This is a genomic window from Streptomyces ureilyticus (assembly GCF_011045025.1).
Lineage (GTDB): Bacteria > Actinomycetota > Actinomycetes > Streptomycetales > Streptomycetaceae > Streptomyces > Streptomyces ureilyticus.
Map to the genome: position 1 here is coordinate 1 of NZ_JAAKZX010000233.1, position 13609 is coordinate 13609.

The following is a 13609-nucleotide window of genomic DNA, read 5'->3' on the forward strand; positions in this document are numbered from 1 at the left end:
GCCGCCCCCAGACCCCCGCTTTCGGCCTGAACGGCCTCGTCCTCAAACGCCGGACGGGCTGGTTGATGCGGGACTGGGCTGCAAAGTGTCCCCTGGGCAAGGATCGACTTGGGCAGCGGAACCTCAGCTGCGGAAATCAGCCCAGGGCCGCGGAAAATCAGCCCCTCCGGCGTTTGAGGAGCAGGGGTCCGGGGGCTGGCCCCCGAAACAGGGCCCGGGGCGGAGCCCCCAACGGGGGTCCGAGCTGGGGCCAAGCCCCGAAACAGGGCCCGGGGCGAAGCCCCGAGGGGCCCGGGGCAAAGCCCCGAAGGGGGTCTGAGGGCGCAGCCCTCAGCGGGGCTCTGGGGCCAGGCCCCAGGGACGGGACGGGTAAGGGCGGCGGGGCGAAAAAACCACGCCCGCATCCCGGCTCACCCGTGCGGCAGCACCACCGCACGCCCGTTGACCTCCCCGGCATGCAAGCGCTCGTACGCCAACGGAGCATCCTCGATCGAGAACGTCTCCACATGGGAGGAGACGAGCCCCTCCCGCGCAAGCCCGACAACGTCGACAAGCTCCACCCGGCTCCCCCAGTACGGCGCCGACGCGGACACCCCGAACGGCAGCCCCCCACCGAAGCCGACCGCCAGAGTCCCACCCCCGATCCCGACGACGGTCACATCGCCCGCCACTGCCACCGCCGCGGCGGCCACCGCCAAGGTCGCCTCGGCGCCCACGAAGTCCAGCACGACTTCCGCCCCGGTACCCCCGGTCAGCTCCCGTACCCGTGTCGCCGCCTCCTCATCGGAGAGCAGCGTCTCGTGGGCACCCACCGCGCGCGCCAGCTCCAGCTTCTCCTTGCTCACATCGAGAGCGACCACCCGGGCCGACGTCAGCGCGCGCAGCAGCTGTACCGCGAGATGCCCCAGCCCGCCGACACCGATCACCACCGCCGTACTCCCGGGCACCAGCTTCGGCAGCGCCTGCCGAATCGCGTGATACGGCGTCAGCCCGGCGTCGGTGAGCGGCGCCGCCTGCACCGGGTCCAGTCCGCCCAACGGCACCAGATGGCGGGGCGAGTCCACCACCATGTACTCGGCGAGGGCGCCGGGAGAGCCAAGCCCGGGCGGCAGGATGCCGAGCCCGGGAGCGTGCGGGCAGTAGTTCTCCCTGCCCTCGGCGCAGGTACGGCAGCGGCCGCAGCCCCACGGGCCGTACACCGCCACCTCGTCACCCTCCGCGACCTCGGTGACACCGCTGCCCAGAGCCGCGACGGTGCCGACGCCCTCGTGTCCCAGCGTCATCGGCAGCGGATAGGGGAAGATTTCCTCGGGCCAGCTCATGACGGCCAGGTCGGAGTGGCACAGCCCCGCGGCCGTCACCTTCAACAGCACCTGGCCCGGGCCGGGTTCGGGCACCGGAACCTCGACCACCTCGGGCCCTGCACGTATAGTCCGGTACTGAACCGCTTTCATCATGAGATCTCCTTGTCAGGCGTGGTGACAGGCTCGGCGGGCGGTGACTTCCGGCGGCGCAGAACCGTCGGCAGCGCGATCCGCCCACCCGTGAGGACCAGCGCGACGATGAGGACCGAGCCGGTGAACAGGCTCGCGGCCCACTGCGCGCTGGTGGCGAGCCCGAGCCCGGTGATGCCGGTGCCGAGGAGCAGTACGGCGAGCACGGTGCCCCAGGCGTTGAACCGGCCCGCACGCAGTTGGGTCGCCCCGACGAAGGCCGCCGCGTAGGCGGACAGCAGATACGGTGTGCCGGCGGTCGGCGATCCGGATCCCACCGAGGACGCGAAGACGATCCCGGCGAAACCGGAGAGCAACGCGGACGCCACCAGGGTCAGGAACCGCAGCCGGTCGGTGCGTACTCCTTGCAGGCGTGCCGCGTCGGCGTTGAAGCCGGTCGCGTACAACCGGCGCCCACTGGCGGTGTGTTCCAGCAGGAACCAGATGGCCGAAGCGGCGAGCAGCAGGTACAGCACCGGCAGCGTGATGCCGCCCGCGTCCAGCTGGGCGATGCTCGCGAACGGCTTCGCCAGTAGCTGCACACCGGTGATGGAGCTGTCGTTCGTGACCATGGTGATCAGGGACTGAATCAGTGCCCCGGTGGCCAGGGTGGCGATGAACGAGTCGACCCGCAGCACCACCACCACGATTCCGTTGACCACGCCGATCAGCAGCGCGGCGGTCATCGCCAGGGCGATCGCCGCGCCGGGACCCAGGCCCGTGGAGACCATGAAGTACGCGGTCAGCACGCTGGTGAGCGACATGATGAAGGCGACGGACAGGTCGAAGACGCGCGCGGCCAGCGGCAGTACGACGCTCAGGGCGACCAGTCCTGCCACGGCGTTGCCGTTCAGGACCTGCTTGACCGTGATGGCTGTCGGGAACGTCTCCGGCACCCAGACGGAGAAGAGCACGACGATGACCAGCCATACGTAGACGGCGCCGATGTTCCGGAACGACAGAGCCGCCGCTGTCCGTCGGCCCCACGCACCAAGAGCGGGCGCGGGCCTGTCCGGTTCCGGTGGCGCGGCGGGGCGGGCCCGGGTCGGGGTGGATGTCATGTCCCTCAAGTTCCTTCCATGGCATGGACGAGCGCGGGCTCGGTGATGTCCCGGCCGCCGATCTCCCGTACGACCCGGCCGTCCCTCACCACCAGGACGCGGTTGCACAGCGCGAGCAGGTCCTGGGTGTCGGAGGAGGACACGATGACGCCCATGCCCTCGTCGGCCTGACGCTCGATCAGGTCGTACAGCTGGAGGCGGGTGCCGATGTCGACGCCGGCCGTGGGTTCGCAGAGCATCAGCACCGGTGGGCGCTGGGCCAGGCAGCGGGCCATCACGACCTTCTGCTGGTTGCCGCCGCTCAGGGTGGTGATCCGGGCCCCGCGTCCGGCCGTTCGCACCCCGACCCGCTCGATCCACTCCTCGGCGAGCGCACCCTCCCGTCCTCGGTGCAGTCGGCCGACGCGGGCACGGAGGCGGTCGAGGAGGGGAAGGGTGAGGTTCTCCCCCACCGAGAAGTCGCCGATCACTCCCTCGCCGGCCCGGTCCGCGGGGACCAGGGGGAGGCCGAGACTGTCGGCGTCGCGCGCGTCGACCCACCGCTCGGAGCGCTCCGGCAGCCGCAGCCTGCCGCGCACCGGCCCGGTGTGAGCCCCGCACACGGCGTACGGCACGATCTCGTGGCCGGAGCCGACGAGGCCGGTGATGCCCAGGCGCTCGCCCCTGGCCAGGTCGAAGTCGATTCCGCGCAGGGGGCCCGCCCACAGGTCACGGACCTCCAGTACGGCTTCGGAGGGACCAGGAGCGGAAGCGGGCCGGTGGTCGGTCTCCATCTCCTCCCCCGCCATCAGTTCCGCCAGCGAGCGCGGAGTGAGGCCGGCGACGGGAAGGGTGGCGATCCGTCGCCCGCCGCGGATCACGGTGACCCGGTCGGCGAGCGCGAAGATCTCGTCCATCCGGTGCGAGACGTACAGGACGCCGGCACCTGTGTCGCGGATCTCCCGCACGATGTCGAAGAGCCGGGCCACCTCACCGGGCGGCAGCACTGCGGTCGGTTCGTCGAGTACCAGGACGCCGCGCCGGCCCTCCCAGCCCTGCAGCGCGGCGGCGATGGCCACCACCGCGCGCTGGACGGGAGAGGCCAGAGCCAGGGGCCGGCGTACGTCGATGGCGAGGCCGAACCGTTCCACCAGCGCGGTCGTCCGCCGCTCCATCTCCGGCCAGCGGATGTTGCCGAAGGCCGTACGGGCGAAACCACGGCTGAGCGCGAGGTTGTCCGTGGCGCTCAACTCGCCCACCAGGCCCAGCTCCTGGTGGACGAAGCGGAGCCGGTCGTGACGGGAGGCGGCGACCTGGCTCAGGTCGAACGGCTCGCCGTCCAGTTCGGCGACCGCCCCGGGATCGGCGTGGTGGTAGCCGGCGAGGATCTTGATGAGGGTGGACTTGCCGGAACCGTTGGGGCCGATCAGTGCGTGGATCTCGCCGGGTGCGACCTCCAGATCGACGTCCTTCAGCGCCTGGGTTCCGCCGAATCTCTTCGACAGGGCGGCCACCCGCAGCAGCGGCCGGGTCAACTCAGGCCCCAGAGCGCCTTGAACTGCGCCTCGTAGTCCTCGATGAGCGGGAAGTCGCCGTCGGCGGAGGGGAGGTTGTCCTTGGTGACCAGCATGTTGGGCAGTACCGCCTGCTGGGCCACGTCCATGGACTGGCCGGTGAAGTGGCGGGCCAGCGCGTCTGCCTGGAGCCATGCCGTCTCATGGGAGTTCAGTGCCATGGCGCCGTCGGTGAGGCCGCTCTGGATGTACTGGTAGTTCTGCGCGTCACCGACGTTGACGACGATGTGCTTGCCGGTGATGCCGGCGGTCTTGAGCGCGGCCGGGACGCCGACGTTGAGCAGTCCCAGGGAGAAGACGACGTGGGTCACCTTCGGATGCGATCTGAGGTACGACACCACGCGGTCCGGCATGTCCTTGCCGACCGACGTGATCGGCACGTCGACGCTGTCGAGCGCACAACTCTCGCACCACTGCTCGTACTTGGCCGCGAACCCTTCCTTGACGGGTTTGAGGATCGTGTAGGCCGGGAGATCGAAGTACACGGTGTTGGCCTTGGCACCGCTGTCCGACACCACCCATGAGGCGATCATCTCGCCCTGGACGCCGACGTCTTTCGGCCCGTTCTTCAGCAGGGAGATGCCGTCGCCCACCACGTCGTCGGCGTTCGACTGGATGACGGGGATGTCGGCCGCCTTCAGCTGCGCCAGCTGCTTGGCGTAGACCGCGCGGGGGAAGCCCGAGGCGACGACGGCGTCCGGCTTGTCGCGTACGGCCTGCTCGTAGGCGGCCTGGACGGACTCGGGCGTGCCCTGCGTGGGGATCTGCTTCACCGTCCAGCCGAGTTCCTCGGCGGCGGCCGTGAAGAAGTCGGCGAGGTCCTTGCAGGACTGGACGCCGCAGAGGATGAAGTCGATCTGCTTGCCCTTGGGGATCTCCTTGCCCACCGGCTCGGTGACGGGGATGCGGGCCGGGCGGTCGGCGTACATCTCCGCGGCCTCACGAGCGGCCGCGAGGCCCGGGCTGTTGGCCGCAGCGGCCTGCGAGGCGCCTGCGGCCGGAGTGGCGTCGCCGCCGCACGCCGTCAGGGCGAGCAGGGCGGTGACGGGGACGGTCGCGGTGAGGGCGCGGCGGACCGCGCTACGGGGTCTGGAACTCATCGTTGAGTGCTCCCACGCATGGATGGTCGAGAGTGCTGCGTGAACCGCCGTCGTGGGGTACGGCACGGGCCGCCGGGGTGACCGCGCGGCACTGCGGCCGGGGCGACGAAACTCCGCTCAGGCCAAGAAACTTATGAGGCACTACAGCCTCAAGTGCGTCGGAGTGTGACACGCCCCGGCAGGCTTGGGGAGAGGTTCGTCACCACAAATTCAAGCCCGTGCGGGACTTTCCCCCGACGACCTCGGCCGACCCGGGATCCGGACACCGTCACGAGTGTTGCTCCTGGCCGCGTCGGCTAACTACACTCACTCTAAAGTTTCTGTCGGAGGAGAGATGATGGACGAAACGTCGGAGTCGGTCGCCGAGCGGTGCCCCGGGCCCAGCGTCCAGGACTACCTCGACCAGGACAGCCGCCCCGTTCCCGCCGCCCTGAGGCACGACAGGAACGACTACATCGGCAGCGAGGACATCGACTCCGCGCGCTTCGTCTCCCGCGATTGGGCGGAGCGCGAGATGCGGCAGGTGTGGCGGCGCGTGTGGCAGTTCGCCTGCCTGGAGAGCGAGATTCCGGAGGTCGGCGACCATGAGGTCTACGAGATCGGCGACGACTCGCTGATCGTCGTACGGACGGCCCCCGACGAGATCCGCGCGTACGTCAACGTGTGTCTGCACCGCGGCCGCAAGCTGCGCACCAGTGGTGGCAACGTCGGCGAGTTCCGCTGCTCGTTCCACGGTTTCACTTGGAACCTCGACGGCACCATGCAGACCCCGCCCTGCTCCTGGGACTTCCCGCATGTCACCCCGGAGAAGTTCGCACTTCCCGAGGCCCAGGTGGCGACCTGGCGCGGCTTCGTCTTCATCAACATGGACCCGTACGCGGAGTCCTTCGAGAGCTACCGCGGCACCTTCGACGAGTACTACATCTGGCCGCTGGAGGACCGCTACAAGTCGCTGCACATCGCGAAGGTGCTGCCCTGCAACTGGAAGGTGGCCCAGGACGCGTTCATCGAGTCCTTCCATGTGATCGCCACCCACCCGCAGATGCTGCCGTGGCTGGCGGACGCCAACTCCCAGTACGACGTCATGGCGGACCAGCCCAACTGGAACCGGATGATCAACATCCAAGGTGCCCCCAGCCCTCACGTGGCGGAGTCCGTCACGGAGGAGGACGTACTGGAGACGTTCTACGACTCGCGTGCGTTCTACGCGGCGGCCCAGGGCCGTGACCTGGTGATGTCGGACGGGGAGGAAATGCCTCCGATCCCGCCGGGCGGCACCGCCCGCCAGGTCCTCGCCGAGCGGATGCGCGCCCAGCTGGCGGCCACCTCGACCCAGGACTTCTCCCAGACCGCCGACACCGAACTCCTGGACGCCATCAACTACTTGCTGTTCCCCAACTTCAACCCCTGGGGCGGCGCCAAGTCCAACATCATCTACCGGTTCAGGCCCAACGGTCTCGACCCCGACTCCTGCACCGCCGAGATCATCTTCATGTCGGCGCCGAAGAAGCCCGGCGAGATGCCGCCCCCGGCCAAGATCCGCTGGGTACCGGAGGAGATGCTCTTCGCGGACATCCCCGAACTCGGTGTCCTCGGGCCCGTCTTCGACCAGGACTGCGAGAACCTCCCCTACGTCCAGCAAGGGCTGAAGGCGATGCGCAAGCCGGGCATCACCCTGGCCAACTACCAGGAGAGCCGCATCCGCCACTTCAACCAGACGCTCGACCGGTGGATGAACACGTGACCCACTGTGTGGCGGGCCATCGTGTGTCGGTCAGGCCCTCCGGCGTCGAACTCGAAGTACTCGACGGCGAAGACCTGTTCAGCGCCGCCCAGCGGCTCGGATACCGCTGGCCCACCGTCTGCGGCGGCAAGGGCACCTGCCGTACCTGCTTCGTGGCGGTCGAGGAGGGCACCGAGAACTGTTCCCCCGTGGACCCGCTGGAACGCGAGGGCATCGAAGCTCTGCGTAAACCCGTGGACGGCCTGACCCGGCTCGCCTGCCGGCTCCGGGTCGACGGCCCGGTGACCGTGACCAAGCGCGGCGTACGCCCCCGAGTGCAGGAGTGAGCCCCATGTCCAAGCAAGTGATCCATCCGCTGACCGGGCATGTGTACCGGCTCACCGAGGACGGTCTGGTCGAGGTGACCGACCCGAAGTCCGGAGCACGGGGCATCTTTGACTTCCAGGCCCGTTGGCAGTCGGGCGAGCTGCGCCATGCCGACCTCCAGATGGCCGGCTGGGTGGGCCGCCTCGCCCGGCGTCGCGTCCCCGAGCAGCCGGAGGAGTGACCCCGTGACGCCCCGTACGACCCGAGTGGTCTGTCTGGTGCGCCGACCGGACGGGGAACCGCTGACCGGTGACTTCGCCGTCGAGGAGCGCCCGCTCCCGTCCCTCGGCGAGGGGCAACTGCTCGTCCGCAACCTCTACATGAGCGTCGACCCGTCCATGCGCGGGCGGCTGGAGAGCACCGAGAAGCACTACACGCACAACTTCACACCCGGATCGCCGCTCGACGGCCGGGCACTGGGCGTCGTGGAGGAGAGCCGCTGTTCGTCCGTGCCGGCGGGGGCGTATGTGCGCCACCAGCTGGGCTGGCGGGATTGGGCCGTGCTGGACGCCGCGGACACCGACGGTGCCGGTCGTATCGACCCCGAACTCGCCCCGCTGCCCACCTGGTTGGGGCTGCTCGGGCAGACCGGCTTCACCGCGTACGTCGGGCTGGCACGGATCGCCGAGATACGCCCCGGCGACACCGTCTTCGTGTCGGCGGCGGCCGGGGCCGTGGGCAGTGCCGCCGGGCAGTTCGCGCGGCTGCTGGGCGCGGAGCGGGTCGTCGGGACCGCCGGAGGGCCGGACAAGTGCGCCCTGCTGGTGAAGGAGTTCGGCTACGACGCCGCCGCGGACTACCGCGCCGAGCCGGTGCGCGAGGCGCTGGCCCGGATGGCGCCCGACGGCGTCGACGTCTACTTCGACAACGTGGGCGGGGAACAACTGGCCGCCGCCCTGCACGCGTTGCGGACCGGTGGCCGGGTCGCCCTGTGCGGCATGATGTCGCAGTTCAGCGGGGAGCGGCGGTCCGTCGGCACCAGCCAACGGTCGGCCGACATCAACCAGTTGATCCAGGCGGTCCTCAAGCGGCTGACGCTGCGCGGCTTCATCGTGCGCGATCACGAGGACCTGCGGGCGGAGTTCGAGGAGCGCGTCGCGGGCTGGCTCCGTACGGGCCGGATCACCGCGCGCGAGACTGTTGTTGACGGCCTGGAGAACGCTCCCGGGGCGCTGCTGTCCCTGCTGGACGGTGGCAACGTCGGCAAGATGCTGGTCCGGCTGGGGCTGGGCGATTCCGCGTAACCGCAGGGGATTTCACCGTCAGCGCATGGATCGGGACACTGCGACCACGTGAGCCTGCAAGGAGACCCCCACCCGGGTCAGCCCGGCCACTGCTGCCCGGAAGTCCTTGATGTGCGGGGTGGTGAAGTGGTCGTCGAGGGCCCGCTGGGAGGCCCAGCGCTCGTACACACGGATCCGCCGCTCGTCGCTGGGGTCCGCGGTCATGGCGTAGTCCAGACAGCCCGGCTCTTCTTCGAGGGTCCGGTGCCCCAGTTCGACCAGATGCCCCAGCATCGTGTCGCGGTCGCCCGGCTCGTAGTCCATCCAGCCGGCGACGATGACTTCCTCTGACACGGTGGTCCTCTTCTCGGGTTTCTCGGGTCATGCGCGCGGGCCCGTCGCCCCTGTCAGGGGAAGCGACGGGCCCGCGGCGGTTCAGATGACGAGCGCCGCCGGGACGCTGTCCACGGTGACCGTTCCCTTGTCGCCGTCGATCGTGATCACCATGCCGTCCCGCAACCGTCGCGTGCCGCCCTCGACGGAGATGACGGCCGGAATGCCGAGCTCGCGGCAGACCACGACGGCGTGGCTGTTGAGCGCGCCCACATCGACGACGGCAGCTCCGGCGACGAGGAACAGCGGGGTCCAGGCCGCGTCCGTGATCGGCGCGACCAGTACCTCGCCCGGCTCCAGCGCCTCGCAGGAGGCCGGGTCGGTGACGACGCGGACCTTTCCGGTGTACGTCCCCTGGCTGCCGCCCACTCCGCTGAGCACATCGCCCTCGATCGCGGCCTCGGTCCGCCCCTCGGCGCGCCGCGGCCAGCTGTCGATCTCGGTCTCCGCGTCACCGGCGACGAAGAACGGCGGCTCCAGCTCGTGCAGCCCGGCGTACTCCTCGAGGCGCTGCGCGATGACGGGGCCGAAGGACTCCGGGTCGGCGACATAGCCGTCGAGTTCGGTGTCCAGCAGCATCATCACGTCCTCCGGCCGGGCGAAGCGCCCCGCCTCGACGCCGCGGCGGCCGAGTTCACGTATCGCCATCCGGATCTCGTTGATGACGGTCACACAGTTCGCCTTGGTGCGCTCGCGGGCCGGGATCCACACCTGGGCGGCGTGCATTCCGGCGTCGAACATCGGCTGCACCTCCTCCGGGAGCAGGGCCCGGATCTCCGAGGCGAGCTGCTCGCGCCTCTCCGCCAGCCGGCGGTGACGTTCCCCAGGAGAGTCGTCGGCGGCGCTGTGCCGGATCCGGTCGACCAGGGTCAGCGCCTGGACGGGCGAGGCCTCCCAGGACAGCGCGTGGATGTCCCACTCGTTGGGCCCGCGGTCGCCGGAGGCGGCCAGGAACTCCTCGAAGGAGTCGCGGAACGCCTTCACGTCCCCGCTCGCCCCGTCGAGCGCCCGCTCCACGGCGGCCGGACCCTGGTCGAACAGCGCGGTCAGCTCGGCCGAGGCCACCACCTGCCGGGACAGCGTCCACAGCCCGGTCGAGGGGGAGGCCGAATCGACATCACCGAGACCGCTGATGAGGTCCAGCATGGTTCCCGGACGGTCCACGCTCGCACACAGCGGGCCGAGGATCGCCGGTCCGACCGACGCGGGCAGCGAGGTTTCGACGTGCCGTTGGAAGGTCGTCTCCACTTCGTCCAGCAAAGAGCGGGCGTACGCCACCAGCTCGATGTCGGACAGGGACGCCAGATCGGGTCGCTCGCGGCGGATCCGGCGCAGCCGCTCCTGGTCGGCGTCGCCCTGCGGGTAGTCGGCCTGGCCGAGCATCCGCTGGAGCGTCCCCCCGGCCTTGGCCGTCAGTTCCGGGTCCTGGTCGTCGGGATGCGGCACGTACACCGGTGTGTCGGAGCGCTGGCCGACGAAGGCCGCGTCGATGTCGTCCGCGGTCTGCCCCATGCGGATGCCGAACAGCCGCAGGTGCGACAGGTTGAGGTAGAAGTAGCCGCCGAAGATTCCCACGAACGGAGGCCGGTCGCCGGTGATCTCGTCCCCGCGGTAGATGCCGAACTCGACGAAGCCGCGGCGCCAGCCCTGCAGACCGCGCCCCCAGATCAGGGACCAGCCCAGCGGACTGGCCGGTTCCGGCAGGGTCTCGCCCGCGTTGGCCCGGGTGTAGTGAGGCAGTCGCTCGCTGCGCTGCCAGTCGGTGATCCAGTGCTTCATGGCGATGGGTCTCCCGCCGTCCGTTCCCTCGCTCACCACTGCGCCGTTCCGCCGTCGACGCTGATCAGTGTGCCCGTGATGCCCGCACCGGCGTCGCTCGCGAGCAGTGAAGCGACACCGGCGATCTGCTCCACGGTGGTGATCTGCTTGGTGGCGGCGTGCTCGGCGAAGCGGCCCAGCCACTCCTCGTACGAGATGCCCTCGGCCTCGGCCGCGGCGGGTCCCGCGGCCCGCATCAGGTCGGTGTCGACGGCGCCGGGGCAGATGGCGTTGCAGGTGATGCCCTGGGTGCCGTACTCGAAGGCGGTCGCCTTGGTCAGGCCGTGGATGGCGTGCTTGTTGGTGATGTAGTGGCTGATCGCCGGCTTGTTGGCCTGCTTGCCCTCGACGGAGGAGATGTTGATGATGCGTCCCCAGCCGCCCGCCAGCATCTTCGGCAGGGCGCGGCGGGTGCCGTAGAAGTAGGCGTTGAGGTTCAGGTTGAGGGCGTTGTGCCAGGCCTCGTCGCTGAGCTCGTGGACGGGGGCGAAGCCCGAGGTGCCGCCGACGTTGTTGACCCAGATGTCGAGGCGGCCGAAGCGCTCCGCGGCGAAGTCCGCCAGCCCCTCGATGTCCTCCTGGCTGTTTGCGTCGCAGGGGTGGAAGACCGCCCGGTCCCCGGCGTCCATCTCCTCCAGGGCCTGCTTGCCCTTGAGCTCCGAACGGCCGCTGATCACGACCGTCGCGCCGTCGGCCAGCAAGGCCTCGGCGATGGCGCGGCCGATGCTGCGTGTGCTGCCCGTGATCACCGCGACACGTCCGTCGAGGCTGCCAGTAGCCACCATGCTGTTCTCCTGCGAGTTCTGAGAGTTCGTCATCTGGACGCTTCGTCCAGGAGGCGGTGGATGGTGCGGTGGAAGTGCTGGAGTCCGGGCTCGTTGCGTCCGAAGACGAAATCGGTCCCGGCGAGGGCCTTGAGTCCCCGCTGCACTCCGTAGGTGGTCGCGTAGTCCTCGTCGCGAACCACCTCGTAGAACCACTCGCCGAACTGGTCGGCGGCGTGCCGCTCCTCCTCGGTGACGGCCGGCTCGCGCAGCAGGATGATCTGCTGGGTCACCGATTCGGTGGCCGTCCGGGGGATCACGATGGAGACGGCGATCTTGTTGCGCCAGGTGCCGGCGATGGCCAGGCCGGGGAAGAGCCAGTAGATGGCTCCGACCACGTCGCCGGGGTCACGCTTGTCCGGCGGCAGGTCCACCACGTCGGCGACGGGTCGCAGGGCGGCGCCGAGGCGCTGGTGGGGGCCCCAGGTGTCGTGGGCCATCATGTTGGAGAAGTTCGTCTCGAAGACCGTCTTCGTGTGCAGCGAGGCGAAGTGGTAGGTCTCCAGGTACCCGTCGAGGGTGACCTTCCAGTTGGGGCTGGTCAGCTCGCGGGTGCCGTAGTGGTGGCAGTCCGCGAAGCGGAGCCCCTCCAGCAGTGGCTGCAGGTCGCCGAGCCAGGCGTCCAGGTCGTGCTCGGCGGAGGGGTCCAGTGATACGAAGACGATGCCGGCGCGCTCACCCACGGGGAGCTGTACAAGGCTGCGCTTCTCGCGCGGTACGTCGCCGAAGGTCTTCTCGGCGTACACGCCGCGCAGTTCGCCCGAAAGGTCGTACGACCAGGCGTGGTAGGGGCAGGTGATGCGCTTCGCCACGCCGCAGCCCGGCTCGACGAGTTCGGCGCCACGGTGCCGGCAGGCGTTGATCATCGCGTGCACGACGCCCTTGCGGTCCCGGGTGATCAGGATCGGCATGCCGAGCACGTCCAGCGCTTTGTAGGTGCCCGGTCCGGGAAGCTCGCACGCCATGGCGAGGGGGAGCGGAACACTCCGGTGGACGGCGTCCATCTCCCGCAGCCAACGGTCGGCGTCGAGGTAGTTGTCGACGGGTTCCGTCCACTGCTCCTCGACCTCATGGGTCGTGTTGTTGCGGTAGTGCTCGATGACGCGCTCGGCGAGCTCGGCCGCGTCCTGCCGCATGGCCGCGCTCGCGGCATCGGTGGCGTGGTTCTGGCCGATCCATGAGTGGTATTCCGGGGCGGGCGGCGGCAGGGGACGCTCGTCGCCCGCCGCTCCGGTCTCCGGTGAATTGATCTGGACCACGATGTCCTCAATCCTCCCAGCCGCGAGCTGGTGAAGGGTTCTGGTGCTACAGCTCCGCTGCGATCGCCACAACAACAGGAGTTAGTGTTGTGTGTCAATAGAAAGTGTCAAAGTCAGCTGCACGACATTCCGCAGGTCACCTTCGCTGTCTGCTGCGAGGGTAACCCTGGCCCGACTCGATCTTTCTAGGGATCGACTCCAGCTGCGGGAGTGCGGTGGTAATGGCCCGACGGAAGGTGGTCCGGTGACCCATGGCGCACCCGATCCGGCCAGGGCCGCCCTGGGGGCGGCGATGACTCAACCCTTCGAGGCCGGTGTCGTGGTGCGCGACCTGGAACTGATGGAGCGCTTCTACCGTGAGGCGCTCGGCTGTGTTCCGGTGCACCGGTCGCACATCCCGCAGTCGATCGGTGGCCCCGCCGGGCTGGGCGGACCGCTTCTGGTCGTATGGCTTCAGGTGCCCGTCGGGGCGGCATCCGGGACGGCCTCCGGCGGGCGGATCAAGCTGGTGCAGCCTCGGGAGAGTGCCGTACCCGCCCCCACCCCGTCGGCCGTGCCGCTGACCGCACGCCGCGGCTTGTCCTATCTCACGTTCCACCTGGAGGACATCGCACCGGTCGTCGCCGCACTGCCTGCCGTCGGCGCCCGCCCGCTGTCGTCCCCGGTCGTCGTCCGGGCGCGGGGCCGGCGGATCAGCTTCTGGGCAGACCCGGAAGGCAACGCGGTGGAGTTGGTCGACGGGCGGGGCGGGGATCCGGGGCCGGATCGGACAGAG

General features: G+C 69.7%; 13 protein-coding genes. 5 read left to right on the plus strand and 8 right to left on the minus strand.

Features of this window, described 5'->3' with window-relative positions; all coding sequences use genetic code 11:
- Positions 1–410: 410 nt before the first annotated feature.
- From G6048_RS40875 to G6048_RS40890, 4 genes are read right to left on the minus strand one after another with little or no spacing between them, the layout of a single operon-like run.
- The gene (locus G6048_RS40875) at positions 411–1454 is read right to left on the minus strand and encodes an NAD(P)-dependent alcohol dehydrogenase (RefSeq protein ID WP_165344682.1); all 1044 of its coding nucleotides are present in this window, start codon (positions 1452–1454) and stop codon (positions 411–413) included.
- Entirely contained in the window at positions 1454–2554 is a 1101-nt protein-coding gene (locus tag G6048_RS40880; protein WP_165344675.1) for an ABC transporter permease, read from the minus strand. Before G6048_RS40880 ends, G6048_RS40875 begins: the two co-directional genes overlap by 1 nt.
- A gap of 5 nt (positions 2555–2559) precedes the next feature.
- Positions 2560–4068, minus strand: a complete 1509-nt coding sequence (locus tag G6048_RS40885) for a sugar ABC transporter ATP-binding protein (protein WP_165344676.1) — start codon at positions 4066–4068, stop codon at positions 2560–2562.
- Entirely contained in the window at positions 4065–5207 is a 1143-nt protein-coding gene (locus G6048_RS40890; protein ID WP_165344677.1) for a sugar ABC transporter substrate-binding protein, read from the minus strand. The genes G6048_RS40885 and G6048_RS40890 overlap by 4 nt, the downstream gene beginning before the upstream one ends.
- Positions 5208–5544: 337 nt before the next feature.
- On the opposite strand from G6048_RS40890, the gene G6048_RS40895 reads away from it, so the two are divergent.
- The 4 genes from G6048_RS40895 to G6048_RS40910 are packed head-to-tail and all read left to right on the plus strand — an operon-like array spanning position 5545 to position 8561.
- The gene (locus G6048_RS40895) at positions 5545–6951 is read left to right on the plus strand and encodes an aromatic ring-hydroxylating oxygenase subunit alpha (protein ID WP_235990958.1); all 1407 of its coding nucleotides are present in this window, start codon (positions 5545–5547) and stop codon (positions 6949–6951) included.
- Positions 6936–7277 carry a 2Fe-2S iron-sulfur cluster binding domain-containing protein gene (locus tag G6048_RS40900; RefSeq protein ID WP_328828442.1) on the plus strand — a complete coding sequence of 114 codons (342 nt, stop codon included), beginning with the start codon at positions 6936–6938 and terminating at the stop codon, positions 7275–7277. Before G6048_RS40895 ends, G6048_RS40900 begins: the two co-directional genes overlap by 16 nt.
- 5 nt (positions 7278–7282) lie before the next feature.
- Positions 7283–7498 carry a hypothetical protein gene (locus tag G6048_RS40905; protein ID WP_033318590.1) on the plus strand — a complete coding sequence of 72 codons (216 nt, stop codon included), beginning with the start codon at positions 7283–7285 and terminating at the stop codon, positions 7496–7498.
- Positions 7499–7502: 4 nt separating this feature from the next.
- Positions 7503–8561 carry an NADP-dependent oxidoreductase gene (locus G6048_RS40910; protein ID WP_328828444.1) on the plus strand — a complete coding sequence of 353 codons (1059 nt, stop codon included), beginning with the start codon at positions 7503–7505 and terminating at the stop codon, positions 8559–8561.
- An 18-nt stretch (positions 8562–8579) separates the two neighbouring features.
- On the opposite strand, the gene G6048_RS40915 is transcribed toward G6048_RS40910, so the two are convergent.
- The 4 genes from G6048_RS40915 to G6048_RS40930 form a co-directional block, all read right to left on the minus strand.
- Entirely contained in the window at positions 8580–8894 is a 315-nt protein-coding gene (locus G6048_RS40915) for a putative quinol monooxygenase (RefSeq protein WP_165344680.1), read from the minus strand.
- An 81-nt stretch (positions 8895–8975) separates the two neighbouring features.
- On the minus strand, positions 8976–10712 hold the full coding sequence (locus tag G6048_RS40920; protein ID WP_165344681.1) for a PEP-utilizing enzyme: 1737 nt from the start codon (positions 10710–10712) through the stop codon (positions 8976–8978).
- A 32-nt stretch (positions 10713–10744) separates the two neighbouring features.
- Positions 10745–11569: an SDR family NAD(P)-dependent oxidoreductase gene (locus G6048_RS40925; RefSeq protein WP_206342752.1), complete on the minus strand. Its 825-nt coding sequence runs from the start codon at positions 11567–11569 to the stop codon at positions 10745–10747.
- The gene (locus G6048_RS40930) at positions 11566–12834 is read right to left on the minus strand and encodes an aromatic ring-hydroxylating oxygenase subunit alpha (RefSeq protein WP_328828447.1); all 1269 of its coding nucleotides are present in this window, start codon (positions 12832–12834) and stop codon (positions 11566–11568) included. Before G6048_RS40930 ends, G6048_RS40925 begins: the two co-directional genes overlap by 4 nt.
- A gap of 244 nt (positions 12835–13078) precedes the next feature.
- Between G6048_RS40930 and G6048_RS40935 the strand changes: the two genes are divergently transcribed.
- A partial coding sequence (locus G6048_RS40935) for a VOC family protein (protein WP_328828449.1) occupies positions 13079–13609 on the plus strand: 531 nt, incomplete at its 3' end.

Excerpts from the sequence above, each read along its gene's own strand:
- G6048_RS40875 (WP_165344682.1), bottom strand. The coding sequence starts at position 1,454 with ATGAAAGCGGTTCAGTACCGGACTATACGTGCAGGGCCCGAGGTGGTC.
- G6048_RS40890 (WP_165344677.1), bottom strand. The coding sequence starts at position 5,207 with ATGAGTTCCAGACCCCGTAGCGCGGTCCGCCGCGCCCTCACCGCGACC.
- G6048_RS40880 (WP_165344675.1), bottom strand. The coding sequence starts at position 2,554 with ATGACATCCACCCCGACCCGGGCCCGCCCCGCCGCGCCACCGGAACCG.
- G6048_RS40920 (WP_165344681.1), bottom strand. The coding sequence starts at position 10,712 with ATGAAGCACTGGATCACCGACTGGCAGCGCAGCGAGCGACTGCCTCAC.
- G6048_RS40925 (WP_206342752.1), bottom strand. The coding sequence starts at position 11,569 with ATGACGAACTCTCAGAACTCGCAGGAGAACAGCATGGTGGCTACTGGC.
- G6048_RS40905 (WP_033318590.1), top strand. The coding sequence starts at position 7,283 with ATGTCCAAGCAAGTGATCCATCCGCTGACCGGGCATGTGTACCGGCTC.
- G6048_RS40895 (WP_235990958.1), top strand. The coding sequence starts at position 5,545 with ATGGACGAAACGTCGGAGTCGGTCGCCGAGCGGTGCCCCGGGCCCAGC.